21 protein-coding genes are annotated in these 23,481 nt (G+C 60.6%); 6 read left to right on the forward strand and 15 right to left on the reverse strand.

Annotated features, from left to right (window positions below; translation table 11 throughout):
- Positions 1–8: 8 nt before the first annotated feature.
- The 3 genes from bioD to AFK65_RS10455 form a co-directional block, all read right to left on the reverse strand.
- Positions 9–701 (reverse strand): dethiobiotin synthase, encoded by a 693-nt coding sequence (gene bioD / locus AFK65_RS10445; RefSeq protein WP_053531641.1) that lies wholly within the window; start codon positions 699–701, stop codon positions 9–11.
- A gap of 115 nt (positions 702–816) precedes the next feature.
- Positions 817–2,034 (reverse strand): sugar metabolism global transcriptional regulator Mlc, encoded by a 1,218-nt coding sequence (gene mlc, locus AFK65_RS10450; protein ID WP_053531642.1) that lies wholly within the window; start codon positions 2,032–2,034, stop codon positions 817–819.
- 94 nt (positions 2,035–2,128) lie between these two features.
- On the reverse strand, positions 2,129–3,061 hold the full coding sequence (locus AFK65_RS10455; RefSeq protein WP_053531643.1) for a LysR family transcriptional regulator: 933 nt from the start codon (positions 3,059–3,061) through the stop codon (positions 2,129–2,131).
- A 119-nt stretch (positions 3,062–3,180) separates the two neighbouring features.
- On the opposite strand from AFK65_RS10455, the gene AFK65_RS10460 reads away from it, so the two are divergent.
- From AFK65_RS10460 to AFK65_RS10470, 3 genes are all read left to right on the forward strand, one after another.
- Positions 3,181–4,431 carry an MFS transporter gene (locus AFK65_RS10460; RefSeq protein ID WP_053531644.1) on the forward strand — a complete coding sequence of 417 codons (1,251 nt, stop codon included), beginning with the start codon at positions 3,181–3,183 and terminating at the stop codon, positions 4,429–4,431.
- 73 nt (positions 4,432–4,504) lie between these two features.
- Positions 4,505–5,989 carry a carboxypeptidase M32 gene (locus AFK65_RS10465; RefSeq protein WP_038857127.1) on the forward strand — a complete coding sequence of 495 codons (1,485 nt, stop codon included), beginning with the start codon at positions 4,505–4,507 and terminating at the stop codon, positions 5,987–5,989.
- Positions 5,990–6,380: 391 nt separating this feature from the next.
- Entirely contained in the window at positions 6,381–7,202 is an 822-nt protein-coding gene (locus AFK65_RS10470; RefSeq protein WP_038857125.1) for a trypsin-like serine peptidase, read from the forward strand.
- Positions 7,203–7,243: 41 nt separating this feature from the next.
- On the opposite strand, the gene mdtI is transcribed toward AFK65_RS10470, so the two are convergent.
- Complete coding sequence (gene mdtI / locus AFK65_RS10475) at positions 7,244–7,573, reverse strand: multidrug/spermidine efflux SMR transporter subunit MdtI (RefSeq protein WP_007697206.1); 330 nt, start codon at positions 7,571–7,573, stop codon at positions 7,244–7,246.
- Complete coding sequence (gene mdtJ, locus AFK65_RS10480; RefSeq protein ID WP_007697205.1) at positions 7,560–7,919, reverse strand: multidrug/spermidine efflux SMR transporter subunit MdtJ; 360 nt, start codon at positions 7,917–7,919, stop codon at positions 7,560–7,562. The genes mdtI and mdtJ overlap by 14 nt, the downstream gene beginning before the upstream one ends.
- Before the next feature lie 506 nt (positions 7,920–8,425).
- Between mdtJ and AFK65_RS10485 the strand changes: the two genes are divergently transcribed.
- Positions 8,426–8,833 (forward strand): ASCH domain-containing protein, encoded by a 408-nt coding sequence (locus AFK65_RS10485; RefSeq protein ID WP_007697204.1) that lies wholly within the window; start codon positions 8,426–8,428, stop codon positions 8,831–8,833.
- A 126-nt stretch (positions 8,834–8,959) separates the two neighbouring features.
- Here AFK65_RS10485 and umuC read toward each other — a convergent pair whose 3' ends face one another.
- The 4 genes from umuC to AFK65_RS10505 form a co-directional block, all read right to left on the reverse strand.
- Complete coding sequence (gene umuC / locus AFK65_RS10490; protein ID WP_038857124.1) at positions 8,960–10,228, reverse strand: translesion error-prone DNA polymerase V subunit UmuC; 1,269 nt, start codon at positions 10,226–10,228, stop codon at positions 8,960–8,962.
- 1 nt (position 10,229) lies between these two features.
- On the reverse strand, positions 10,230–10,649 hold the full coding sequence (gene umuD / locus AFK65_RS10495; RefSeq protein ID WP_007697201.1) for a translesion error-prone DNA polymerase V autoproteolytic subunit: 420 nt from the start codon (positions 10,647–10,649) through the stop codon (positions 10,230–10,232).
- 201 nt (positions 10,650–10,850) lie between these two features.
- Complete coding sequence (locus tag AFK65_RS10500) at positions 10,851–12,815, reverse strand: peptidase U32 family protein (RefSeq protein ID WP_038857120.1); 1,965 nt, start codon at positions 12,813–12,815, stop codon at positions 10,851–10,853.
- 235 nt (positions 12,816–13,050) lie between these two features.
- Complete coding sequence (locus AFK65_RS10505; protein ID WP_038857118.1) at positions 13,051–13,581, reverse strand: helix-turn-helix domain-containing protein; 531 nt, start codon at positions 13,579–13,581, stop codon at positions 13,051–13,053.
- Between the two features lie 94 nt (positions 13,582–13,675).
- Between AFK65_RS10505 and AFK65_RS10510 the strand changes: the two genes are divergently transcribed.
- Positions 13,676–14,839 (forward strand): benzoate/H(+) symporter BenE family transporter, encoded by a 1,164-nt coding sequence (locus AFK65_RS10510; RefSeq protein WP_038857117.1) that lies wholly within the window; start codon positions 13,676–13,678, stop codon positions 14,837–14,839.
- A gap of 31 nt (positions 14,840–14,870) precedes the next feature.
- Here the strand turns inward: AFK65_RS10510 and AFK65_RS10515 are convergent, their stop codons facing one another.
- Positions 14,871–15,539 (reverse strand): DUF3313 domain-containing protein, encoded by a 669-nt coding sequence (locus AFK65_RS10515; RefSeq protein ID WP_007697972.1) that lies wholly within the window; start codon positions 15,537–15,539, stop codon positions 14,871–14,873.
- A 216-nt stretch (positions 15,540–15,755) separates the two neighbouring features.
- Positions 15,756–16,349 (reverse strand): tellurite resistance methyltransferase TehB, encoded by a 594-nt coding sequence (gene tehB / locus AFK65_RS10520; RefSeq protein WP_038857116.1) that lies wholly within the window; start codon positions 16,347–16,349, stop codon positions 15,756–15,758.
- Between the two features lie 147 nt (positions 16,350–16,496).
- On the opposite strand from tehB, the gene ydcK reads away from it, so the two are divergent.
- Positions 16,497–17,477: a YdcK family protein gene (gene ydcK / locus AFK65_RS10525; RefSeq protein WP_038857113.1), complete on the forward strand. Its 981-nt coding sequence runs from the start codon at positions 16,497–16,499 to the stop codon at positions 17,475–17,477.
- On the opposite strand, the gene rimL is transcribed toward ydcK, so the two are convergent.
- The 4 genes from rimL to hglS form a co-directional block, all read right to left on the reverse strand.
- On the reverse strand, positions 17,474–18,034 hold the full coding sequence (rimL, locus tag AFK65_RS10530; protein WP_007697981.1) for a 50S ribosomal protein L7/L12-serine acetyltransferase: 561 nt from the start codon (positions 18,032–18,034) through the stop codon (positions 17,474–17,476). The two genes, ydcK and rimL, sit on opposite strands and share 4 nt — an antisense overlap.
- A 153-nt stretch (positions 18,035–18,187) precedes the next feature.
- Positions 18,188–19,843, reverse strand: a complete 1,656-nt coding sequence (locus AFK65_RS10535) for a glucan biosynthesis protein D (RefSeq protein WP_038857111.1) — start codon at positions 19,841–19,843, stop codon at positions 18,188–18,190.
- Positions 19,844–20,406: 563 nt separating this feature from the next.
- Positions 20,407–21,918, reverse strand: a complete 1,512-nt coding sequence (locus AFK65_RS10540; RefSeq protein WP_038857110.1) for a carboxylesterase/lipase family protein — start codon at positions 21,916–21,918, stop codon at positions 20,407–20,409.
- A 43-nt stretch (positions 21,919–21,961) separates the two neighbouring features.
- Positions 21,962–23,305: a 2-oxoadipate dioxygenase/decarboxylase HglS gene (gene hglS / locus AFK65_RS10545; protein ID WP_038857109.1), complete on the reverse strand. Its 1,344-nt coding sequence runs from the start codon at positions 23,303–23,305 to the stop codon at positions 21,962–21,964.
- Positions 23,306–23,481: the final 176 nt, after the last annotated feature.

A 23,481-nucleotide genomic window follows, 5' to 3' on the forward strand; every position in this document is an offset into this window, starting at 1 on the left:
AAAACCACTCACACCACAGCGCGCAACGGATCGGACGCGCCCAGGCGCGTGACATCCACCCACTTCGCTAAATCGCGCTGTTCGGCGCGCGGCAGGTACGGCAATTCGCCTATCAACGGCGCAGGCAATTTCTGGCTTAACACCTCGATAATTTCCGCGTAATGCGCCAGCCCCGGATTAATACGGTTCGCCACCCAGCCCACCAGCGGCAGACCGTCGCTGGCAATCGCCTGGGCGGTCAACAGCGCATGGTTCAGACACCCTTCCTGAATGCCGACCACCATCAGCACCGGTAATTGCTCCTGCACCACCCAGTCGGAGAGCGGGCGTAAATCGTTCATCAGGCTGCGCCAGCCGCCGGTGCCTTCCACCACGACGTGATCCGCCTGTTCGCACAGCTGCGCGAGGCCGTTTGACAGCAGCGAATAGTTAATGGCGCAGCTGTGCGCCACGCTGCTCTCTTCTTCGCTGAATGCGATGGGATTGATGGCCTCATACGGCAGCGTCAGGGTGGACACGCTTTGCAGCACCAGGGCATCTTTGTTGCGCAGCCCCTCCGGCGTGATTTTGCTGCCTTTCGCCACCGGCTTATAGCCCACCACGCGTTTGCCGGTGGCGGCCAGCGCCTGCAACAGGGCGCGGGACACCACCGTTTTCCCGACGGCGGTATCTGTACCGGTAATAAAGACGCGCTTAAGCATCGCTGACTCCATCTGCCAATGTGTTAAAGAGAATGATCCAGTGGCAAAAGTCTAAAAGAAGACTTTCGGGGTCAGCTTGAGATAGCGCAATTTTTAGTGGATCAGGGAAAAGTTGTCACCCCTGCAACAGGCGAATCAACAACGAACCGTTATACATCGCGTCTTTCACCAGCGCTGCGCCCGCCATCGTGCCGCGGTTAGAGAACTGGGTGCTTTCCACGCTGATGTTCCGGCTGTAGGCGGGCAGCGACTGCTGGCGAACCGCGTCAGCGATCGCCGGAAAGAGAATATCGGACGCCCGGTTAAGCGGCGAACCAATCAGAATTTTTTGTGGATTAAAGAGATTAACCATAATGGCGAGAATGCGCCCGACGTTAACGCCGACGCCGAGAATAATATCGCGCGCCAGCAGATCGCCCGCCAGCGCCGCGTCGCACAGCGATTCCACGCCGAGCGGCTGGCCGTGCAGCATCGAGCCCATCGACTGGTTCATTCGCTGCTGGGCCAGCTCCAGCACGCTGTCGATGCTGGCGATGGTTTCCAGACAGCCGTGGTTGCCGCAGTAGCAGCGCTTGCCGTAAGGATCGACCTGCGTGTGGCCAATCTCCACCAGGCTGCTGCTGCCCGCGTGCAGCAGGCGGCCATCGGTGATGACGCCCGCACCGACGTTATGATCGATAACCACCTGAATCACGTCGCGCGCGCCGCGTGACGCGCCGAACAGCCCTTCGGCCATCGTCCAGGCGCTGATATCGTGCTGAACAAACACCGGCACGCCGGTATGCGCCTCCAGCGCCGCGCCAAGCGGCATGTCCGTGATATCGTAAAACGGCATCTGGCGCACCAGCCCGTGTTCGGTATCAATCACGCCAGGCAGCGTAATGGCGATGGCGGTCAGGCGCTCCAGCTGGCGCTGATGGCGGATAAAAAAGCGATCGATATGGTCGATAATACGATCGAGCAGCGGGCGGGCGTCCTGCAACGGGAGGTCGAGCTGCTCTTCCACCACCAGTTTGCTGCTGAGATCGCGCAGCGCGAGGTTGATTTCGCCGCGGTTGATGCGTACTGAAAGGTAGTGCCAGGCATCGGTTTCCACCGCCAGCCCTACCGCCGGACGGCCACGGCTGCCGGGCTCCTGGATTTCCGTCTCCTGAACCAGATGCGCTTCCAGCATTTCGCGCACGATTTTGGTAATGCTGGCGGGGGCGAGTTGCGCCAGTCTGGAAAGATCGATACGTGATACCGGGCCAAGCTGATCAATCAGGCGATAGACAGCGCCCGCATTGGTCTGTTTTATCTGATCGATATGGCCCGGTTGACTGTCAGCAACCACGTCTCACTCCCTTATTTTCGCGCTTCGAAATAAACATTCGGCTATGGTGAATCACTTCGCCAGGGCGCGTCAAATTTTTACTTAGCCTTGTGATTTACCGCACATTTTTACGGGGATTCGCCGCCGTTTCCGGCCATTGCGCGGCGCCGTTAAGCAGGGAAATGAAACGCTGTGCCGCGGCGCTTTGCTCCTGATGCCGCGCCCAGACCAGCCACATTTCTGAAATTGCATCCGGCTCGCGCAGTTTTACCCAGCGCATTTCCTCTAACCGCACGCGCTGAAACGAGGCCGGAAGAATCGACACGCCGAGCCCCGCCGCCACCAGCCCGATAATCGTCATCGCCTCGCCCACCTCCTGCGTAATGCGCGGCTGCACGCCGTAACGATGCAACAGCCCGAGAATATCGTCATACAGCCCGGTGCCGACGTGCGGGTCGAAAAAGACGAACGGCTCGCCCGCCAGCTCGCTCAGCGACACCGCCTCGCGCGCGGCGAGCGGGTGATCGCAGGGGATCAGCGCCAGCAGCGGCTCGCGCAGCACCAGTTGCCAGGCGAGCGTCTCCGGCAGCGGCGTATTGCGCATCAGCCCCACATCGAGCCGCCCTTCAGTCAGCGGCGCTATCTGCGAGCGGGTGTTGATCTCAAGCGTTTGCAAATGCACATCCGGGTAGCGACGGCGAAACACGGAAAGCGTGTCGGAAATGGCGCGGATAAACGGCGCCGACGAGGTAAAACCGATGCGCAGTTCGCCGGTCTCGCCGTTATGCAGCCTCGCGGCGCGCACCGCCGCGGCTTCCACTTCGCTTAAAATCTGGCGGCTGTCGGCGAGAAACTGCCGGCCCGCCGCCGTGAGCGTGACGCTACGGTTGGTGCGGGCCAGCAGCCGCGCGCCGGTCTGGGCTTCCAGCGCCTGGATCTGCTGGCTCAGCGGCGGCTGGGAGATGTTCAGCCGGGCGGCGGCGCGGCCGAAATGCAGCTCTTCCGCCACCGCCACGAAATAGCGAAGATGACGCAGTTCGATATTCATATTTAATACGTATTATTTGAGATTATTAATATATTAGACAGATGATTCGCCGCTTTCTACTCTTCGTGTGTGCCTCACCCGCAGCCAGCAATCGCGGGGATATTACGTAAGGATATGCTGTGAGTCGTACCACTACCGTCAGCGCCGCCCCGGCGCAGGCCGCTGACGATGCCGTTACTGCCGCGCCGGCAACGTACATCAAACGCGGCACGCCCGCTTTTATGCGCGTCACGCTCGCGCTCTTCTCCGCCGGTCTCGCCACGTTCGCCCTGCTTTATTGCGTACAGCCTATTCTGCCGGTGCTGTCGCAGGAATTTGGCGTCACGCCCGCCGCCAGCAGTATTTCGCTCTCGGTCGCCACGGGGATGCTGGCCGTGGGGCTGCTGTTCACCGGGCCGCTGTCCGACGCCATCGGGCGCAAGAATGTGATGGTCACCGCCCTGCTGCTGGCCTCCATCTGCACCCTGCTCGCCACCATGATGCACAGCTGGCACGGCATTCTGCTGATGCGCGCGCTGATTGGGCTGTCGCTGAGCGGCGTGGCGGCCGTCGGCATGACCTATCTTTCCGAGGAGATCCACCCCAGCATGGTGGCGTTCTCGATGGGCCTCTACATCAGCGGCAACTCGATTGGCGGCATGAGCGGCCGTCTGCTCACCGGGGTTATCACCGATTTCTTCAGCTGGCGCGTGGCGATGGCGTTTATCGGCTGCTTTGCGCTCGCGGCGGCATTAATGTTCTGGAAAATCCTTCCGGCCTCTCGTCATTTTCGCGCCTCGTCGCTGCGCCCGCGCACGCTGCTGATTAACTTCCGCCTGCACTGGCGCGACGACGGCCTGCCGCTGCTGTTCGCGGAGGGCTTTCTGCTGATGGGCGCGTTCGTGACGCTGTTTAACTACATTGGCTACCGGCTGATGCTTTCGCCCTGGCATTTAAGCCAGGCGGCGGTGGGCCTGCTGTCGGTCGCGTATCTCACCGGCACCTGGAGCTCGCCGAAAGCGGGCGCGATGACCGCGCGCTTCGGCCGCGGCCCGGTGATGCTCGGCTTTACCGGCGTGATGCTGTGCGGCCTGCTGCTCACCCTGTTCTCGTCGCTGTGGCTGATCTTCGCGGGTATGCTGCTCTTCTCCGCCGGATTCTTCGCCGCCCACTCCGTCGCCAGCAGCTGGATTGGCCCGCGGGCGCGGCGCGCCAAAGGCCAGGCGTCCTCGCTCTATCTGTTCAGCTATTACCTGGGCTCAAGCTTTGCGGGCACGCTCGGCGGGCTGTTCTGGCACCGCTACGGCTGGAACGGCGTCGGCGGGTTTATCGCGCTCCTGCTGGTGCTGGCGCTGCTGGTCGGCGGCGGGCTGCATCGCCGCGTCCGTTAATCGCCCGCCAGGCCTCGTGTTTCGTCAGGGTTAGTGCTACCTTTTCAGCTTGCCGACAACGTCACGAGGCCTTATGGAAAACAAAAACTATCAACAGCTTAGCCGCACGTTCCTGCGGCTTTCCCGCTTCTCTCATCTCTCGGCTATCGCCAGCTGGGACATGTTCGCCATGATGCCGCCGGGCGGCAGCCGTGCGCGCGGCGAAGCCCTGGCGGAGCTGAGCGTGCTGCAGCATCAGATCCTGACCGATAAAAAAATGGCCGAATGGCTGCGCGGCGCGGAACAGGAAGACTTAAACGATCTCGAACAGGCGAACCTGCGCGAAATGCAGCGCCATTACCAGCAGGCGGCGCTGTTGCCGGAAGCGCTGGTCGAGGCCAAATCGCTCGCGGGCAGCCGCTGCGAACACGCCTGGCGCAGCCAGCGTCCGGCCAACGACTGGGACGGCTTCTCGGAAAATCTCAAAGAGGTGGTGAAGCTGAGCCGTGAAGAGGCCGCCATTCGCGCCGAAGCTAAAGGCTGTTCGCGCTATGACGCGCTGCTCGATATTTTCGAGCCGGACATGACCAGCGCGCGCCTCGATGCGCTATTTGGCGATCTGCGATCCTGGCTGCCGGATCTCCTCGCCCGCGCGGTGGAGAAACAGGAGCGCACCGCGCTGATCACACCGCAGGGGCCGTTCCCGGTGGCGCAGCAGCGCGAGCTGGGCCTTGAGGCGATGCGCCTGCTCGGCTTTGATTTCGACGGCGGCAGGCTGGACGTCAGCGCGCACCCGTTCTGCGGCGGCGTGCCGGAAGATGTGCGAATTACCACCCGCTATGACGAAAACGAACTCTTCAGCGCGCTGTTTGGCGTGATCCACGAAACCGGCCACGCCCGTTACGAGCAAAACCTGCCGCGCGAATGGCCGGGCCAGCCGGTGGCGCTGGCGCGCTCCACCGCTATCCATGAGTCCCAGAGCCTGTTCTTCGAAATGCAGCTCGGGCGCAGCCGTCCGTTCCTGAAGCTGCTGCTGCCGCAGGTCGTCTCGCGTTTCGGTCAGCAACCGGCGTTTGAGGAAGAGAACTATCTGGCCTGGAACCAGCGCGTGAAGCCAGGTTTTATCCGCGTCGATGCCGATGAAGTGAGCTACCCGGCCCACGTAGTGCTGCGCTATGAGATTGAGCGGGCGCTGATCGACGGCGATATTGAAGTGGATGACATTCCGGCCCTGTGGGATGAAAAAATGCAGCAGTGGCTGGGGATCTCCACCACCGGCAACTACCGCGACGGCTGTATGCAGGATATTCACTGGACGGATGGCGGCTTTGGCTACTTCCCGTCATATACGCTTGGCGCGATGTATGCCGCCCAGCTTTTCCAGGCCGCGCGCCAGGCGCTGCCGAACCTGGACGCCTCGATTGCCGCGGGCGATCTGGGCGCGCTGTTCGACTGGCTGCGCCAGTCGGTATGGCAGCACGGCAGCCGCTTTACCACTTCGCAGCTGATGATTAACGCCACCGGCGACGATCTCAACCCGCGCTATTTCCGCGAGCACCTGACGGCGCGCTATCTTTAGCGCCGTTGTATACGCCGGGCCGCGCGCCCGGTGTGTACATTCCGTTACACGCCGATACTAATCACCTACGGACGCCCGCCCCGTCGCGCCGTTATAGTCTCCTCACGCCCCGCCGTTTTTCTTCGCCGCTTTTGTCAGGCCTGCGCGCTCAGGCACGCGCGTCGCCGTTTGCGCCGGACGCGCGGGCTGCGTTTCCGGAGGCCCGATATGATCCGCCGTTATCAGTTTGAAATAATCCTGACGCTGCTGCTGTTATGCGGCGCGCTGTCGATCTTTTTTTACTGGTAAACGTCGCTAGCACGCTGATTTTATTCTCACTTTGCTCGCGTCACGTCTATAGTTACCTCACAGGGTTACTTTAATAATCATAATTGCCCCACCAGAGAGTGATATGCGCAAAACCGTTTTCTTGTTACTGGGATCGCTACTATTACCCGTTTTTATTACGCACGCCGACGAGGGCGATGACGCGTCCGAGACCGCAAGCGACGTTCAGACCCTCTTTTTCAATCATGATGACCGCACGCCCGTACCGGACCCGGCCGCGTCCCCGTGGGACGCCATCGGCCAGCTCGAAACCGAGAGCGGCAACCTGTGCACCGCCACGCTTATCTCGCCGCACCTGGCGCTGACCGCCGGGCATTGTTTGCTCTCCCCGCCCGACGGCACGCCGGATCGCGCGGTGGCGCTGCGTTTTGTGTCTCATAAAGGGGCCTGGCGCTACGAAATTCACAGCATCGAAGGACGCGTGTCGCCGTCGCTCGGGCATAAGCTGAAAGCCGACGGCGAAGGCTGGATTGTGCCGTCGTCCGCCGCGCCGGAAGATTTCGGGCTGATTATTCTGCGTAACCCGCCGTCGGGCCTGACGCCGCTGCCGCTGTTCGAAGGCGATCGCGCGGCCCTGAACCGCGCCCTGAAAGCCACGGGCCGGCGCGTGACGCAGTCCGGCTACCCGGAAGATCATCTCGACGCGCTCTACAGCCATCAGGATTGCCTTATCACCGGCTGGGCGCAGCGTAACGTGCTGGCGCACCAGTGCGACACGCTGCCGGGCGACAGCGGCTCGCCGCTGATGCTGCGCACCGACGCCGGCTGGCAGCTGATTGGCGTGCAGAGCTCGGCGCCCGCCGCCAAAGATCGCTGGCGCGCCGATAACCGCGCGATTTCGGTCACCGGTTTTCGCGAGCGCCTCGAAGCGCTGGCGAGCGAATAAAAAAAGGGGCGCTCAGCGCCCCTCTCTCGTTCCCTTGCGGCTTACGCCAGCTTGATGATGACCATCCCCACCAGCAGCAGCCCAAGCCCGGCCCAGCCTTTGCGGTTAAGCCGCTGGCCGAACAGGATCCAGCCTGCCGCTACCGTCGCGGCGATCCCGAAACCGCCCCACAGCGCGTACGCCACCGCCAGATCGATGCCTTCCACCGCCTGCCCCAGCGCGCTGAAGGCGGCCAGTACGGCCGCAAGCGACGCCACGCCATACACCGGACGGCGAAAACCGTCGGAAAACTTCAGCCAGATATTGGCGATAATTTCGAGGCCGATCGCCAGCAGCAGCCAGAGAATATGCTGTAACTCAACCTGCGACATGACGCACCTCCGCGTTGCGGCTCACGGTACGGGTGCCGGTTTTGATCAGCAAAATCCCGGCAATTAATACCAACAGACCCAGCGCTTTTTGCACCGTCACGGTTTCGTTAAACAGCAATACGCTAAAGAGCGTAATTAAAACAATCCCGACACCTTCCCACAGGGCGTAAGCCACACCCAGCGCAATACGCTTAACAGAAAAAGACAGCAAAATATAAGAAAGGGAAATCATCACCAGCATTAAAATAAATCCGGCGTGGCCGCCGCCAACGCTTGCCCATTTTAATGCCAGCGTCCCGGTAATTTCCGCCACAATAGCTAATGCTAATAAAATCCAGTAAATCATAATCTCTCTCCTGCCTGAAAAAATACACAGGCATATCAGATGGCGCGTAAATACGCGTCATTAAAAACGATTAAAACAGTGACAGGCGTACAGTGACGGCCTGAAAAATTCAGAAGAGAGACGGACTAAAGCGCCGTATGCCAGTGCTGTTCACCGCAAAGAAAGGTGGCAGGAAAAGGAGTGGAAGAAACGTAAAACAGGGAAATAAAACAATTGAACAGGTTGTCCATAATCTTTCAATTTATCCGCGGTCTTGCTTCTCGTCGTTGCGGATCAAAATTGGCCTCGGTAGTCAAACACGCCTGAATTAAACCATGCCGTTAGACTTTTCTCAACTCGTTTACACTACTTTACGGCACGATTGACTGTTTATATAGGGTAAAAACAGCGGCTTATTTCACCGGGCCGATTAATTAATCACGCCAGACGGTTAAATAATCATTAGCTGGCTTTCTTTTTTCACGATATGCTATTTTCTTACATTAATTTAACAAGGAAGTATCAGAATGACCGTAGACGAACTGCAACAGAAATATCCCGGCGCGCGGGCCTGGGGCTTTGGCGACTCACCGCACATGGCGGATGAGCTGGGCGCGCTGGTGGCGGACGGCGCCAAACGCGCCAGCTGCAGCGACTATCACGCCTGGCGGCAGGACGCCGACCCGACCCTGCCGGGGGATTACCATATTATCCTCAACGGCGCGGGCGAGCCGCTGTGCGTTATTCGCACCCACACGCTGCGGCTGGTGAACTTCTGCGACGTCACCGAACAGCTCGCCGCCCTGGAAGGCGAAGGCGACTTAAGCCTCGCTTACTGGCGCAATGAGCATGAAGCGTTTTTCACCCGCGCCGGCTGTTTCTCTCCCGACATGCCGCTGATGTTTGAGGAGTTTGGCCTGGTGGAGCGGTGTTGAGGGGGTATTACAAGATCAGAAACGCCTTACCTGGCGGACTTTTATTGTCGCCGTGCAGCGTTTATGGTCTGGTTTAACCGGCAGCGCGGCGAAGGCGTAAAGACAACATAAATGTTTTAGCCCGCCTCACCACAAACTCGCGCGCGGCAATTCACTGAAACGGGTAGTGTAGCCGGGCGAGAGAAATTCGCGCTTCATTGCCCAGGGCTTGACGATCCCCTGGCCTGCGAACCAGAGCTTCCCCCTGCCTGAGCGATTATATTCATCCAGCAGATGCATCAGCGGCGCGCTGTTGGCCTGCGGCGGGTGTTCGTCGAAGAGATTAAGCTGCGCCACGCCCTGGCTGAAAAAATCCCCCAGCATGACGCCCGCCTTGATATAGCGATACCCTTCGCGCCAGATGGCGTCCAGCGCGCTTACCGCCAGCCGCACGATTTCGCGGGTGTCGTTGGTGGGCGTCAGCGCCTGGCACAGCGCCTGATTGCTGTAGCGGTCGTCCGGCTCGTCATGCGGGCTGGTGCGGATAAACACCGCCACCTGGCGGCAGAACTGATGCTCCTGACGCAGTTTCTCCGCGGCGCGCTCCGCCCAGGCGCAGACCGCCTGGCGCATATCCTGATAAGCCGTGACGCGGTAGCCAAACGAACGGCTGCACACGATCTGCTGTTTCGCCGCGACAAATTCATCCATTGCCAGACAGGGCTCGCCGCGCAGTTCCCGCACGGTGCGCTCCAGCACCACATTGAAATTTTTGCGGATCACCCACGCCGGGCTGTTGGCCAGATCAAACGCGGTCTCAATGCCCATCGCCGCCAGCTTTTTGCTGAGCCTGCGCCCGACGCCCCAGACGTCCTCCACCTTAAAATGCGCCAGCGCCCTGCGCAGCCGGGCCGGGTCGGAGAGATCGACGACCGCGCCCGACTTCGGCCATTTTTTAGTGGCGAGATTGGCGAGCTTGGCGAGCGTTTTAGTCGGCGCGATGCCCACGCCGACCGGCAGATGGGTTTCGCGCCAGAGGCGGTCGCGGATCTCCTGCGCAAACGTGGTCAGCGACATGACGTTACTGACGCCGCGCAGATCGACAAACGCCTCGTCGATCGAGTAGATCTCCACCTGCGGCGCCATCTCTTCGAGAATATCCATCACGCGTTTGCTCATGTCGGCATAAAACGCGTAGTTGGAGCTGAAGACCGCCACGCGATGACGCTCAAAGAGCGCGCGCTGTTTGAAATAGGGCTCCGCCATGGTGATGCCGAGCGCCTTCGCCTGGCGGCTGCGGGCAATGACGCAGCCGTCGTTGTTGCTCAGCACCACGACCGGTTTATCCCGCAGATCCGGGCGAAACACCATCTCGCAGGAGGCGTAAAAGCTGTTCACATCCACCAGCGCGTACATCTCAGCGCCTCTTCTTCAGCACCCAGGTCACCACGCCGAAAATCACTACCTCGGCGTCACCGCCAAGCGGGATCGGCGCGAAATCCGGGTTCATCGGCACCAGCTGCGCGACCGGACGCAGCCGCAGGGTTTTCACGGTGAACTCCCCTTCCAGCGCGGCCACGACAATGTCGCCCTCCTGCGGCTTCAGGGCGCTGTCCACCACCAGCAGATCGCCATCCTCGATCCCGGCGCCGTTCATCGACTCCCCGGCCGCCCGTAAAAAATAGGTGGCATTCGGGTGCACAATGCAGTGCGCGTCGAGGCTCACGCGCTTTTCGACGTAATCCTGAGCGGGCGACGGGAAACCGCAGGCCACTGTCTCAAGAAACAGCGGCAACTCCCCGGCATCAGGTTGTGGCAAGAGACGCATCATTAACATGGCGTGCTCCATCCATTCATTATGTTGTTATTTACTGTGTTTATATACAGTAGTTTGATTTGCGGTATTCTGACAACCCTATTTTTAAGCGAAGCGGCGCAATTGCCTGGAGAACGGCCAGTTTGTGCGGGTTTGTTGAGCGGCATGGAATGAAGATAAAAAAAAGCCAGAGCGCAGGCTCTGGCTTTTGGGGAAGAACAATCAGGCGTTTTTGCGTTTCGGCAGGGTTTTCAGCAGATCTTCCGGGCTGATGGACGCGACCACGCTGCCCGGCTGCGGCATTTTCAGGATATGGTTTTTGATCTTGCCGACGACGTGCATTTCGCAGGGTTTGCAGTCAAAACGCAGCGTTAACACTTCGTCGCCGTGCACCAGCTGCATCGGCGTCGCCTTCCAGCTCTTGATGTTGCCTTTCGCCTGTTTCGGGCAGAGGTTAAAGGCAAAGCGCAGGCAGTGTTTGGTGATCATCACCGGCACGTCGCCTTTTTCCTCATGCGCCTCATACGCGGCGTCGATAAGCTGCACGCCATAGCGCTGGTAAAATTCACGCGCCTTATGGTTGTAGACGTTCGCGAGGAAGCTCAGGTGCGTTTCCGGGTAGACCGGCGGCGGCACGGAGACCGGCTTGCGCGCGCCGCGCTGGTAGTTCGCCAGGCGCGCGGCGTCCAGCGCCTCGACCGCTTCACGACGGAACGCGTTGAGCTGGCTGTTAGGCACAAACAGCGCGCCCGGCAGCGTAATCTGCACGTCGCGGGCGAAATAGATAGTCTGCCCCAGTTTCGCCAGGCCCTCTTTCAGGCTGGTCAGCGCTTTTTCCGGGTTGTTAGCTTCGTCGAACTGCCCGTCGAGCGTATGCGTCACGCTGACGCCGTCTTCGCTGGTGATGGTCAGGATCAGCTGTTCCTGCCAGCCGCCGAGTTCGATATCCACGCCGATGCGGCGCTCGCTGGAGGTTTTCAGCAGCGCCTGCTGCCAGTTGTGATCAAGGTTGCGGTTAAGCTTGTGGTGCGGGCGCAGTGTTTTCAGCGCCGCCGGCATCTCGTTCGGGAAGACGCGGTAGCGGTTTTCACCGGTTTTTTCCGCCACATTGACGCGAAAGCCCACCACTTCGCGTTTGATCATAACGTTCAGCCCGTCGCCGTTCGCCAGCGGCTCGGTGACTTCCACATCCAGATGCTCTTTGCCGACGCTCAGCACTTCGCCGACCGGCAGGCCGACAAACGTCGGGGTATCGAACGCGCCGATATCTATCTTACGGGCGTTAACGAAGTAGTCGGTGCTGCCGCGGTGGAAGGTCTTCTCGGTGGACGGCACGAAGTAGTGCGCCGTGTTGCCTGCTGATGAGCGCGCCAGATCGCCGCGATCCTCAATAATGGCGTCGAGCATCTGACGGTAGTGCGCCGTGATGTTTTTCACGTAGCTCATGTCTTTGTAGCGCCCTTCAATCTTGAAGGAGCGCACGCCTGCGTCAATCAGCGCCGCCAGGTTGGCGGTTTGATCGTTATCTTTCATCGACAGCAGGTGTTTCTCATACGCCACCACGCGGCCCTGATCGTCTTTCAGGGTGTACGGCAGGCGGCAGGCCTGCGAGCAGTCGCCGCGGTTGGCGCTGCGCCCGGTCTGGGCGTGGGAGATATTGCACTGGCCTGAATAGGCCACGCACAGCGCGCCATGAATAAAGAATTCGATGGTGGCGTCGGTGTTTTCATGAATGGCGCGGATCTGGTTGAGGTTCAGCTCGCGCGCCAGCACGATTTGCGAGAAACCGGCATCGGAGAGGAATTTCGCTTTCTCGACGCTGCGGATATCGCACTGGGTACTGGCATGCAGCTCGATGGGCGGAATATCCAGCTCCATAATGCCCATGTCCTGCACGATCAGGGCGTCGACGCCCGCGTCATAAAGCTGGCCGATAAGCTTACGGGCCGGCTCCAGTTCGTCGTCATGCAGAATAGTGTTAAGGGTGATAAACACCTTCGCGCCGAAGCGATGGGCGAACGGCACCAGGTCTGCGATGTCCTGGAGGCTGTTGCTGGCGTTGTGGCGGGCGCCGAAACCGGGGCCGCCGATATAGACTGCATCTGCGCCGTGCAGAATGGCTTCGCGGGCGATGGCGGTATCGCGGGCGGGGCTGAGCAGTTCAAGGTGATGCGATTGCAGGCGCATAATTCGTCGTTATCCGTTATTTGAAAGGCGGCTATTGTAGTCACATTCCGGGCGTTCGGAAACTCTTTCACGGCCCCGTCGCGGGTTTGCCGTTTTACGGCAAAGTATTGCACAAAGGTTTATTTCACGCGGCGCGGCGCAAGGGATACGCTGGAGCGGTATTCCTGACTTATCACCTCAGTTTCATCGTGTCGTTGTAGATTGTCGTTGGCCGCAAGCTCGCTTGCGGTTTTTTTTATGGCGCCGGGTAGTGGATCAGCGAATGAAAACGCACCGGCAGCGGCGTCGCGTTGCGGTAGGCGTGCGGCCGGTCGCCGGAAAACTTCAGCCCTTCGCCGGGGCCGAGCCGCCGCCAGACGCCGTCTGTCTGTAGCTCCAGCTCGCCCTCAATCACCACCACATGCTCCGTTACGCCGCGCTCATGGGGCGTGGAGTCGCTCTGCGCGCCGGGGGCGAGCGTGACGGCGAGCATATCGAAGCGCAGCTGTTCATCCCACGGAAACAGTGGCTCCACCAGCATCGTCTGCTGGGCGTCAAACACGGTGCGCGCCCCCGGCGCAGGCGGCGTGATAAACGCCGAAAACGGCACGTTAAAGCCGGTGGCGATTTTCCACAGCGTGGCGACCGTCGGGCTCGATTCGTTGCGCTCTATCTGGCCGAGCATCGCTTTCGACACGCCGGTTTCCTGCGCCGCCTGGGTCAGGCTCCAGTTTTTCTGCTGGCGCAGCGCTTTCAGCGTCTGCGCGAGATGGGCGGTGATATCCATACGCTCTCCTTTAATAGCGGCCAGTATAGCGCCTTGTGCGTTATAGCGCACGATGATAGAGTCGCTGGACGTTATAACGCACAGCGGAGCAAATATGCGCTTTTCTCTTCCCCCGGCGTCTGCCGTCATTGCAGGGTTTGTGGCGGTACTGGTGGGCTACGCCAGCTCTGCCGCCATTATCTGGCAGGCCGCCGCGGCGGCAGGCGCCACGCCCGCGCAAACGGCGGGCTGGATGACGATGCTCGGCATCGGCATGGGCGTCAGCACGCTCGCGCTAAGCCTGTGGTATCGCGCGCCGGTGCTGACCGCCTGGTCGACGCCCGGCGCGGCGCTGCTGGCGACGGGGCTTGCGGGCAGCGATCTGCATGAGGCGGTCGGGATTTTTATTTTCGCCTCGGCGCTTATCGTCATCTGCGGCGCTACCGGGCTGTTCGCCCGCCTGATGAACATTATTCCGCCGGGCCTTGCCGCCGCGATGCTGGCGGGCATTCTGCTGCGCTTCGGGCTACAGGCGTTCGGCATGCTGGAGGGGCATTTTGCGTTGTGCGCCGCCATGACGGGCGCCTGGCTGCTCTGTAAAGTCTTCGCGCCGCGCTACGCCGTGGTGGCCGCGCTGCTGGCGGGCGTCGCGGTCTGTCTGTTGCAGGGCGAGGTGAATACGGCGGCGCTGCATTTTCGCCTCGCGCCGCCGGAGTTTGTCTCCCCCGCGTTCAGCCTCTCTTCGCTGCTCGGCGTCGGCCTGCCCTTCTTTCTGGTGACGATGGCCTCGCAGAACGCGCCGGGCGTCGCCACGCTGCAGGCGTCCGGCTACCGGGTGCCGGTCTCGCCGCTGATGGTCGCGACCGGCCTGCTGGCGCTGCTCCTTGCGCCCTTTGGCGTTTTTTCCATCTGCATTGCCGCCATTACCGCGGCCATCTGCCAGAGCCCGGAGGCGCACCCGGAGCGCGAAAAACGCTGGATGGCGGCGGCGATGGCGGGCGTGTTTTATCTGCTGGCGGGCGTGTGCGGCGGCTCCGTCGGCGCGCTGATGACCGCCCTGCCTCTGCCGTGGCTGCAAACGCTCGCCGGGCTGGCGCTGCTCGGCACCATTGGCGGCAGTCTGCATCAGGCGCTGGTGAATGAGCGCGCCCGCGACGCGGCGCTGATAACGTTTCTGGTGACGGCGTCCGGCGTCACGCTGCTCGGCGTCGGGTCGGCGTTCTGGGGGTTGATAGCGGGCGGGATAAGCTACGCGCTGCTGGCGCGCCGGGCGGGATAAAAAAGAGGGAGTCGGGCTCCCTCTGTTCGGTTTATTTCGGCGCGGGATCGAACATGCGCGCGTCGGTTGCCATGTCGTCGATCACCTGTTTGAGGTTATCGACCGTGAGCGGGGTCTTCTCGTTGCTGAGATCTTTCCCCTCACCTTTACGCACCACTTTCACCACGGTTTTTTGCGTCGCCGCGTCAATCAGCTCGCCTTCAAAGAACAGGCTGGTGTCCATCGTGCGATGGCCAGTCGCGACCTGAGTACCGGCCACGACAAGCGCAATCGGCAGCACTTCATAGAATTGCAGCCCCTCTTTGCTGCTGTCGACGGCGGTAATCGCGCCGCGGAAAATCACGCTGCGCGGCCCTGGCGTCGCCACCAGCGGCTTACGGCTTGCAGCCGCGGTTTTCAGTTTGTCGTTGGTGTAATTCAGCAGGCCATCGAGAACCTTCTGAGAGATCTGTCCGGTCGGTTTCGGGGCCGGATAATAGACCACCGGGTTGTAAACGATAGAATCGTAATTATTCAGATTAAAGCCCGGCGCGACCCAGCGCATCACCGGTTTGCCGGTAGCTGACGTGGTTTTTTCAAGGCCCGAATAGTCTTTCAGGAAGCCGGAGTATTGCTCGGGTTTGGTGGTGCTGGAGGAACAACCGGCAAGCAGCAATAGCGCCGCCACGCCGGAAGCTTTAAATACCGATGTGCTGTGCATAGAACGTTACCTGTGATTGGATGTGCACAGAATGTATAGCAAACGGCGGTGAGAAAAGAGTAATAAAAACGACGGGATAAGAGAAAAAAGCGATCGGGGCTATAAAATCGGATTAGAACAATAAATAAAGTTGATGCTAATTATGAAAATATATAAAAAAGTTAATGGCATTAATTCAGAGCCGCGCTGACGGCGGCTCCGTAAAAGATAATCACATTAACGTTTTTTCGCGAGCATCGTCGCAAAACGTAAGCGAATACGGTTGCCGCTGGCGTCGGTTTTATGAAGCTGACCGACATCTTCATTGTATTTAATCAGCTCCCAGCCCTCGTAATAACGGCGCAGTTCCCCTTCGCGGAACGCGAACGGAAAGCCGACAGTGCACGGGTAATCATCGGTATCCATCGCCGCGACAATCAGGTTATACCCGCCCGGCGCGGTGCAGCGCTGCATATTATCGATAAGCCCGGGAATAGTGTCGCGCTCAAGAAACATCATCACCACGGTGGAGAGAATAAAGTCATATTCCCCGTCAAACCGCAGCGTATTTAAATCTTTCACCGCGATATGCAGGTTACTGAGCCCTTCCGCCGCCGCGATGCGCTCAAGGTTGGCGATGCTCGCCGGGTTTTTATCCCACGCGGTGACGTCAAACCCACGGGCGGCGAGGTAAAGGCTGTTGCGCCCGTTGCCGCAGCCGAGATCCAGCGCGCGGCCCGGCTCGACATAATTCACGGCGTTTAACACGTCAGAGTGCGTGGCCGTCAGGCCATATTTTTCAGTGAAATAGTTTTCATCACGAACGGTCATGGGGGTTCCTTAAGAGAGGTCTGCCGGCGAAGCGGCAAAGATATATTCTGCATGCATTTTATAAAACTTCCCTCACGAACGCTATCGCCTTCCCGGCGCGTAAAAATTTGCTACGGTTAATTTATCGTCTCTGGCAAGGAAATCCTGATGAATAAATACCAGCTCAGCGAAGCCACGCGCGTCTTTCGCTATACCCGCCACGGCGAGCCCTGCACCGTGACGCTGCGCCAGCTTATCGCGCTGCGCGATTTCGCCGATGTGAGCGCCGGGACGCCCGGCGGCTGGGTGGAAAGCGAGGAGAACCTCAGCCAGCAGGGCGCGTGCTGGGTGTATGACCACAACAGCGTGGTGTTTGCGGGCGCGAAAGTGCGCGGCAACGCGCGCTTAAGCCAGACCTGCGTTGTTCATCATGACGCGGTTATCGGCGACGATGCCTGGATTGACGCCGCCGAAATCAGCGACGGCGCGCACGTCAGCGGCCGCGCGATGGTGCAGCGCTCGGCGGTGCGCGGCGAATGTCATATTTTTGGTGATGCGCGGGTGATGCAAAACAGCCTGGTGGTCGGCGCGAAAGGCTTAACGGCGGACAGCGACAGCGCGCTGCATATTTACGGCAGCGCCACGGTCAGCGCCTCGCGGGTGGTGCATCAGGCCCGGATTTACGGCCACGCGCTGGTGACGCACGCGTTTATCGAGCATCGCGCGCAGGTGTTTGAAAACGCTATTCTCGAAGGCAACGACGAGAACGACGTCTGGGTCTGCGACTGCGCGAAAATTCACGGTCACGCCCGGCTGGTGGCGGGCACGGAGGAGAACGCCTCGCCGACGGTGCGTTACAGCTCGGACGTCTCCGGCCACGCGGTTATCGAGGGCGAATGCCTGCTGGGGCATCATGTGCGCGTGGGTGAGCACGCGGTGATTACCGGCGGCCCGGTACGGCTCGATAACCATGTAAAGGTCGCCGGACGCGCGCGTATCAGCGGCGACGTTATCCTCGAAGACAGCGTGACGGTAAACGATGATGTCGTCATCGACGCGCCGCCCGGCGAAACCATCCGGCTGTGCGGCTTTAAAACGCTGGGCGGCGATGAACATATTCAGCGCACGCCGCTGCCGGGCCTGGTTTAAGCCTCCGCGTCGATAATACGCGCGTAGATATGCTGATCGTGAAACTGGCCGTTCAGGTATTCGGCCTCTTTTAAACGCCCTTCCAGCGTAAAGCCGTTACGCTGCGCCACGCGGTTGCTCGCCGCGTTGGTGACGATGCACTTAATGACAAACCGTCGTACTTCGCCCGTTTGCGCGTAGTGCGCCATCATCGTTTGCAGCGCGCCAGAGATAATCCCCTGCCCCTGATGCCGCTCATCCAGCCAGTAGCCGATATACGCCGTTTTGTTAGTCGGCTCTATCTGGTTAAACGACAGCACGCCCACCATCTCGCCATCCAGCAAAATCATAAACATTTTCGCGTAGCCGCGCTGGTGCAGCATCATGTTGCTCTGAACGGTCTGGCGCGTGTCTTCGATTTTAGTGACGTACTGCGGCCAGTTCATCGCTTTTTGCAGCCAGTCTTTATTGCGCTGCACCAGGGAGAACAGCGGCTCTGCGAACCGTTCATGAACGGCATGCAGCGCAAGATGTTCGTTAACGATAAGTATCTCGTCCTGAGAGATGGCGTTTGGCAAGTGAGTCTCCTTCTGATGAGTGAACCTCTACAGTTATCATAGCGCGCGGCGTAAAAACACTGCCTGAATCGGCGGGGTTAACCGATTTCCCATGGTTTTCTGCGCCTGAGCGCAAAAAAAAGCCCCGTCGAAACGGGGCTTGTGGAGAACAGCTTAGCGCATCTGCCGGTCATCGACATATTTGCGTTTATCCGGCGCGGGCGGGAAATATTGCCACAGCCAGGTTTCGCTGATGGCCTCGCCCTGGCAGCGCAGGAACATGCGCATTTCGACCGGATCGACGGAGTCGGACGTCGGATACCAGTCGAACTGAATGCGGTAGCCGTCAAACGGCTCGACGTAGAGGATCTCCACCTGTTTCGCCTCGCCGCTGGAGAGCGTGATCACAGGCTCGATGCCGCGCGGCGCGGCGCCTTTGAGATCGCCGCCCACAAAATCCACGGCGACGCGGCGCGACCACTGCGCCGGGAAGTTCTCGCCCGGCGCCCAGCCTTCCGGGAAGCTGCCCATCCCGGTGCGGGTGGCGTAAACGCGCGCCAGCGGCGTGCGTACCGGCGCGTCGCCGCTCCAGTAGAGACGATACTGGAAGTTAAGCTTATCCCCGGCGCGGATCGGTTTCTCCGGCTGCCAGAAGCAGACGATGTTATCCAGCGTTTCGCCGGTGGTCGGGATTTCCATCAGCGAGACGGAGCCTTTCCCCCAACGGTTGCGCGGCTCCACCCACAGGCTCGGGCGCTTGTTATACCAGCCCATGACATCCTGGTAGCTCTCGAATTTATGGTCGGTCTGCAACAGGCCAAACCCTTTCGGGTTTTCGTCCGCGAACGCGTTGAACTGCAGGCGCTGCGGGTTATTGAGCGGGCGGCACACCCACTCGCCGTTGCCGCGCCACATCGCCAGGCGGTCGGAGTCGTGAATCTGCGGGTGAATGGTGTCGCACATGCGGCGTTCGTTGGTGCCGCAGCTGAACATGCTGGTCATCGGCGCGATACCGAGCTGTTTAATGTCTTTGCGCGCGAACAGGAAGTTTTCCACTTCCATGATCACCTGGCTCGATTCGCAGTGAATGATGAATTTATAGGCGCCGGTCACGCTCGGGCTGTCCAGCAGCGCGTAAGCGATAAACGTGGTGTCCTGCGCTTTCGGCGTTTCAAACCAGAAGGCGGTGAAATCCGGGAACTCTTCCGGCGTATCGGTAAAGGTATCAACCGCCAGCCCGCGTGCCGACAGCCCGTACTGGTAGGTGCTGTCTACCGCGCGGAAATAGCTTGCGCCAAGGAAGGAGACGATATCGCGACGCGCCAGCTCCGGCGCTTTGAACGCGCGAAAACCGGCGAAGCCGAGATCGGTCTGCCCTTCCAGCTGGCGGGTATCGACGCCCGCGTCGTGGTAGTTAAAGAGCTCAGGGCGGAAATGCACTTCGCGGGCCTGGCGGGTCGCCGGATCGAGCGAGAACATCCGCACCCGGCGGCGAAAGCCCATGCCGACGTGGAAGAACTGCACGTCGAGCTGGCGGCCCTCGATGTTATTCCACAGCGAATGCCCGGCGTCATACTGAATGCTGTTATAGGCCTGCGGGGTGAGCTTTGCGAGCGTATCGGGCAGCGGGCGCGGCGCGCCGCCCCACGGTTTTTGCGCGAGTTCAGAGGCCATAGCCTGTAACACGCTGAAATCAAAGGCGCGCGTCTGGCCGTCCGCGATATCGGACTCCTGCGCCCAGGCGTTGCGGGAGAAAAGCGTGGCGAGACCTGGAGTGCCGCATGCCGCGGCGAGGGCCAACGAGGCCTTGATAAAACGTCTGCGGTTCATGCCTGAAAACCGTCCTTTTTTGTCGGGGTATTTCGCGAGGCCGAAGCCTGGCGGCGGCAAATGTTACAAGCAATATGACCGCTCACTCTAGACAAAATTCAGGATGAAGCCAACAGGCGGCTGAAAAATTAAATAATTTCTTATTTTTCAGGTTAATAGATGATTAAAGCCAGGTAAATTTATGTCAGGGGCGACGGCGCGGGCAGCCGTAAAATCAACGGGTTACTTTATGCACACCCGCTAAAACCGCGCGGCGCGGCGGGTTTCGGAGGGATTCGCGGGAACCATCACAAAAAACGATGACGCGCCATCTTGCCAGCCGCACCGGGACAGGATAGTTTCTGGCATCGCAGAGACTGGCGGCGTCGCGCCGTTCAGGCCCCTGTATATGCCTATAATATTCCTCCCTGTGGGAGGGGCCGACACCAGCACGATACAAAACCGTCGGTCGACACCATAATTTTAATGATGATAGCTCACGGTGGCCCGGCCTTGCCGGGTTCTCTTTCGGGAAACGCCGTAATAACCCCACGCATCCGCGCGGGGTTTTGTTTTTTACGCGCTTAGTCCAGCGTCACGTGGTAGCGCATCACGCGCTTAAAAAGCGCGAGGCGCGCGCGCATAAAGCGGTTTTCCAGCCGCCACCCCGCTTTTTTATCAAGCCCCATGCGCAGCAGACGGTCGCGTCCGCGCACGCAGGCGAGCCAGCGCACCGGGCCGTCAAGCGCCTGGCTTTGGGCGCTGGCGTGTTTTGCGAAGCTGACCCAGTAATCCGCCACCTGTCCTGCGAAAGCGCGATCCGCCGCCGTGGCGTAGTCTTTCAGCGGCTCGACCTGATCCAGGTTATCAAACACGTAAGGCACTTCATTGCCGTGCCACGCGCCGTTGGCGAACGTCTCCCGCTCGCCAACGGCGACATAATCAAACCAGTAGCGCCAGCACGGCACGCCGCGTCGGCTTTGCGCCTGCATCACCACAAAGCCGAGCGTGGTGAACGCCATATCGCGGCAGACCTGTCGCCCCAGTTCGCGGTCGCCGCGCACGCCGGGGTACAGCAGCCGGATAAGCCCGAGCCCGAAACGCCGTTCGCGGCGCAGCTTGCGGATCTGCTCTTCCAGATTGACGCCAAAATAGGCCAGCACGCTGGCTTCATCGCTGTTACTGCCGACCATCACCGGCATCGGATGCTGGCGCGCGGCGAAGAAGGTCTCGAGCATCGGCTCCGGCAGCACGATATCGCCCGCAATCGGCGCAGGCCCGGTGACATATGGCGCGGTGAGCGGCCAGAAGGTATCGGCGGGCAGCGCGCGCAAATCAGCGGCGGTGGGATTATCAAGCCCGAGATGACGGGTAAGCGCCGCGCCATTACGCAGCGCTTTACGGCGCGGGATATCCGGCAGCGTGTAGCCGCTCTGGATAATCGCTTTATGGAACAGCCCTTTCGCGAGCGGCGAGGCCATCAGCGACAGCACGCTGCGCGCCCCGGCGGATTCGCCAAAGAGCGTGACGTTGTCACGGTCACCGCCAAAGGCGGCGATGTTATCCTGCACCCAGCGCAGCGCGGCGATTTGATCGAGCAGCGCAAAGTTATAAACCGGCCCGGCAGGATCTTCGCCTTCCAGCGCCGGATGGGCGAAAAAGCCGAGATGCCCGAGCCGGTAGTTCACCGTCACCAGCACCACGCCGCGGCGCGCCAGCGCCTGGCCGTCATACGGCGGCAGACTACCCGCGCCGAGCGTAAAGCCGCCGCCGTGCAGCCAGACCATCACCGGCAGCGGCGTCTCGCGCGCGACCGGCGCCCAGACGTTGAGATAGAGACAATCTTCGCTGAACGCGCCCGGATCGCCTCCGGCAAGCTCGCGGCAAAATCCGGCGTTCTGCCAGCTGGCGGCGGAAAACGCGGTCGCGTCGCGCACGCCCTGCCAGGCGGTTAGCGGCTGCGGCGCGCGCCAACGGCGCTCTTCCACCGGCGGCGCGGCATACGGGATGCCCCGCCACACGGCGATATCATTTTCTGTACACCCCCGCACGTCGCCGTGCGTGGTGGTAGCTATCGGCATTTCCAGGTTGCGCATCCCTCTTCCTTTTTTAAACGGCAATCCTGGGAGCGTAGCCGTTTCAGAGCAGACCGCAACGTCGTTTGCTGCGATCTTCCGCCTCCTGATAGAGCGCAAACTCATCGAGCACCGGGCAACCGAGCGCCGCTTCGAAGGTGTCGCGGCTGGCGTTGCCGTGGCGGCGGGCCCGCGCGTCCTCGCCGAGATTGGACTGGAAAATCCCCGCGGCGCTGACCGGCAGAAAATCTTCGTAGATGATCGGCTGCGCCACCAGCCAGCCGCGCTCGATGAGCGTCTGCGGATCGTCGCCGGGACGAATAGCCTGACGGTGCGTTTCGCCGACCGGCGTCAGGCGGTAGCGGAAATAGGCCAGGCCCTGGCGGCGCAGCAGCGTATCGCTGTCCGGGAAGCGGCTGAACGCCTCCTGTAATTTAAGCTGATGCGTCAGGTTATCCTTACCGCTCCCCGCCGTCGCCAGCAGTTCGTCGTAAAGCGCGCGGCCTTTGGGCGTCAACGCCATGCCGCGCTGTTCGATTTCACCGAAGCGCGCGGTGTGCGTGCCGGGGCTGTCGCCGCCAAAGCGAATCGGCTCCTCCAGCGCTTTAAAGCTGGTCTGGCGCAGCAGAATGGGAAACTCACGGCGCGGCGGCCCTTCGATAACGGCTTTCGGCTCAATGCCATACTCCGGCATCAGCGCCTGCACGCGGTCGATATCCAGCGTGCGCGGCGTCAGGTGGTTGATGTGGCAGCCGCGAAAGCAGACCACATCGGCAATCAGCCTGTGCTCGTCATGGAGCGCCTGATAGGTGGCGGCGTCCACCGTCGCATGGCTGTGCCAGCGGAAGGTTTCCAGCGCCTCGCGCACAAACTCCTGCGCCTGGTCGGCGTTAAATTCGCCCTGTTCGTCGTAAATGTTCAGCAGCTCATAGCAGCGGCGGGTAAAGATATCGCGACGGGCGAGCACGGCGGCGGCGCGCTTGCGCAGCTTTTCGTCTTCGATAAGCTCAAGGCGCAGCAGCGAGGTAAAAATGCGAAACGGGTTACGCGCCAGCGCCACGTCATCCACCGGGCGAAACGCCGTCGAATGCACCGGCACGCCCGCCTGGGAGAGATCGTAATAACTAACCGGGTGCATTCCCATAATGGCGAAAATCCGTCGGAGCGTCGCCAGCTCCTCAGCGGTGCCGACGCGAATCGCCCCGTGGCGCTCGACGTTAAGCCGCGCCAGCTCATCAGCGTTGGCGAGCTGCTCATGCAGCTGCGGGTGGCTTTCCAGTACCCCCAGGTTCACGTCGGCCACCAGTTCCAGCAATGTGCCGTACTGCGGCACTTCTTCCTGGTACATGGCCGACATGGCCTGCGAAAAATGTTCCCGAATCTCATCTGCCGTGATGCTGTTCGCCATGGTGTCGTGCCTCCAGTGAATATTGCTGAGATTGTAGAGAATCGCGGCAGTTTCAGCGGTGAAGAATTTACAATTTGTGATCCAAAACGTAACAAGCCATCCGCCGCCGCACGTCCGGCAAAACGCATGGCAAAACAACCGGGAACCGCGCATTTACTCCGGGCCCCGCCTGCCGT

It is taken from the genome of Cronobacter universalis NCTC 9529 (assembly GCF_001277175.1).
Classification (GTDB): Bacteria; Pseudomonadota; Gammaproteobacteria; order Enterobacterales; family Enterobacteriaceae; genus Cronobacter; species Cronobacter universalis.

Excerpts from the sequence above, each read along its gene's own strand:
- bioD (WP_053531641.1), bottom strand. The coding sequence starts at position 701 with ATGCTTAAGCGCGTCTTTATTACCGGTACAGATACCGCCGTCGGGAAA.
- AFK65_RS10455 (WP_053531643.1), bottom strand. The coding sequence starts at position 3,061 with ATGAATATCGAACTGCGTCATCTTCGCTATTTCGTGGCGGTGGCGGAA.
- AFK65_RS10465 (WP_038857127.1), top strand. The coding sequence starts at position 4,505 with ATGGAAAACAAAAACTATCAACAGCTTAGCCGCACGTTCCTGCGGCTT.
- AFK65_RS10470 (WP_038857125.1), top strand. The coding sequence starts at position 6,381 with ATGCGCAAAACCGTTTTCTTGTTACTGGGATCGCTACTATTACCCGTT.
- mdtI (WP_007697206.1), bottom strand. The coding sequence starts at position 7,573 with ATGTCGCAGGTTGAGTTACAGCATATTCTCTGGCTGCTGCTGGCGATC.
- mdtJ (WP_007697205.1), bottom strand. The coding sequence starts at position 7,919 with ATGATTTACTGGATTTTATTAGCATTAGCTATTGTGGCGGAAATTACC.
- AFK65_RS10485 (WP_007697204.1), top strand. The coding sequence starts at position 8,426 with ATGACCGTAGACGAACTGCAACAGAAATATCCCGGCGCGCGGGCCTGG.
- umuC (WP_038857124.1), bottom strand. The coding sequence starts at position 10,228 with ATGTACGCGCTGGTGGATGTGAACAGCTTTTACGCCTCCTGCGAGATG.
- umuD (WP_007697201.1), bottom strand. The coding sequence starts at position 10,649 with ATGTTAATGATGCGTCTCTTGCCACAACCTGATGCCGGGGAGTTGCCG.
- AFK65_RS10500 (WP_038857120.1), bottom strand. The coding sequence starts at position 12,815 with ATGCGCCTGCAATCGCATCACCTTGAACTGCTCAGCCCCGCCCGCGAT.
- AFK65_RS10505 (WP_038857118.1), bottom strand. The coding sequence starts at position 13,581 with ATGGATATCACCGCCCATCTCGCGCAGACGCTGAAAGCGCTGCGCCAG.
- AFK65_RS10510 (WP_038857117.1), top strand. The coding sequence starts at position 13,676 with ATGCGCTTTTCTCTTCCCCCGGCGTCTGCCGTCATTGCAGGGTTTGTG.
- AFK65_RS10515 (WP_007697972.1), bottom strand. The coding sequence starts at position 15,539 with ATGCACAGCACATCGGTATTTAAAGCTTCCGGCGTGGCGGCGCTATTG.
- tehB (WP_038857116.1), bottom strand. The coding sequence starts at position 16,349 with ATGACCGTTCGTGATGAAAACTATTTCACTGAAAAATATGGCCTGACG.
- ydcK (WP_038857113.1), top strand. The coding sequence starts at position 16,497 with ATGAATAAATACCAGCTCAGCGAAGCCACGCGCGTCTTTCGCTATACC.
- AFK65_RS10535 (WP_038857111.1), bottom strand. The coding sequence starts at position 19,843 with ATGAACCGCAGACGTTTTATCAAGGCCTCGTTGGCCCTCGCCGCGGCA.
- AFK65_RS10540 (WP_038857110.1), bottom strand. The coding sequence starts at position 21,918 with ATGCGCAACCTGGAAATGCCGATAGCTACCACCACGCACGGCGACGTG.
- hglS (WP_038857109.1), bottom strand. The coding sequence starts at position 23,305 with ATGGCGAACAGCATCACGGCAGATGAGATTCGGGAACATTTTTCGCAG.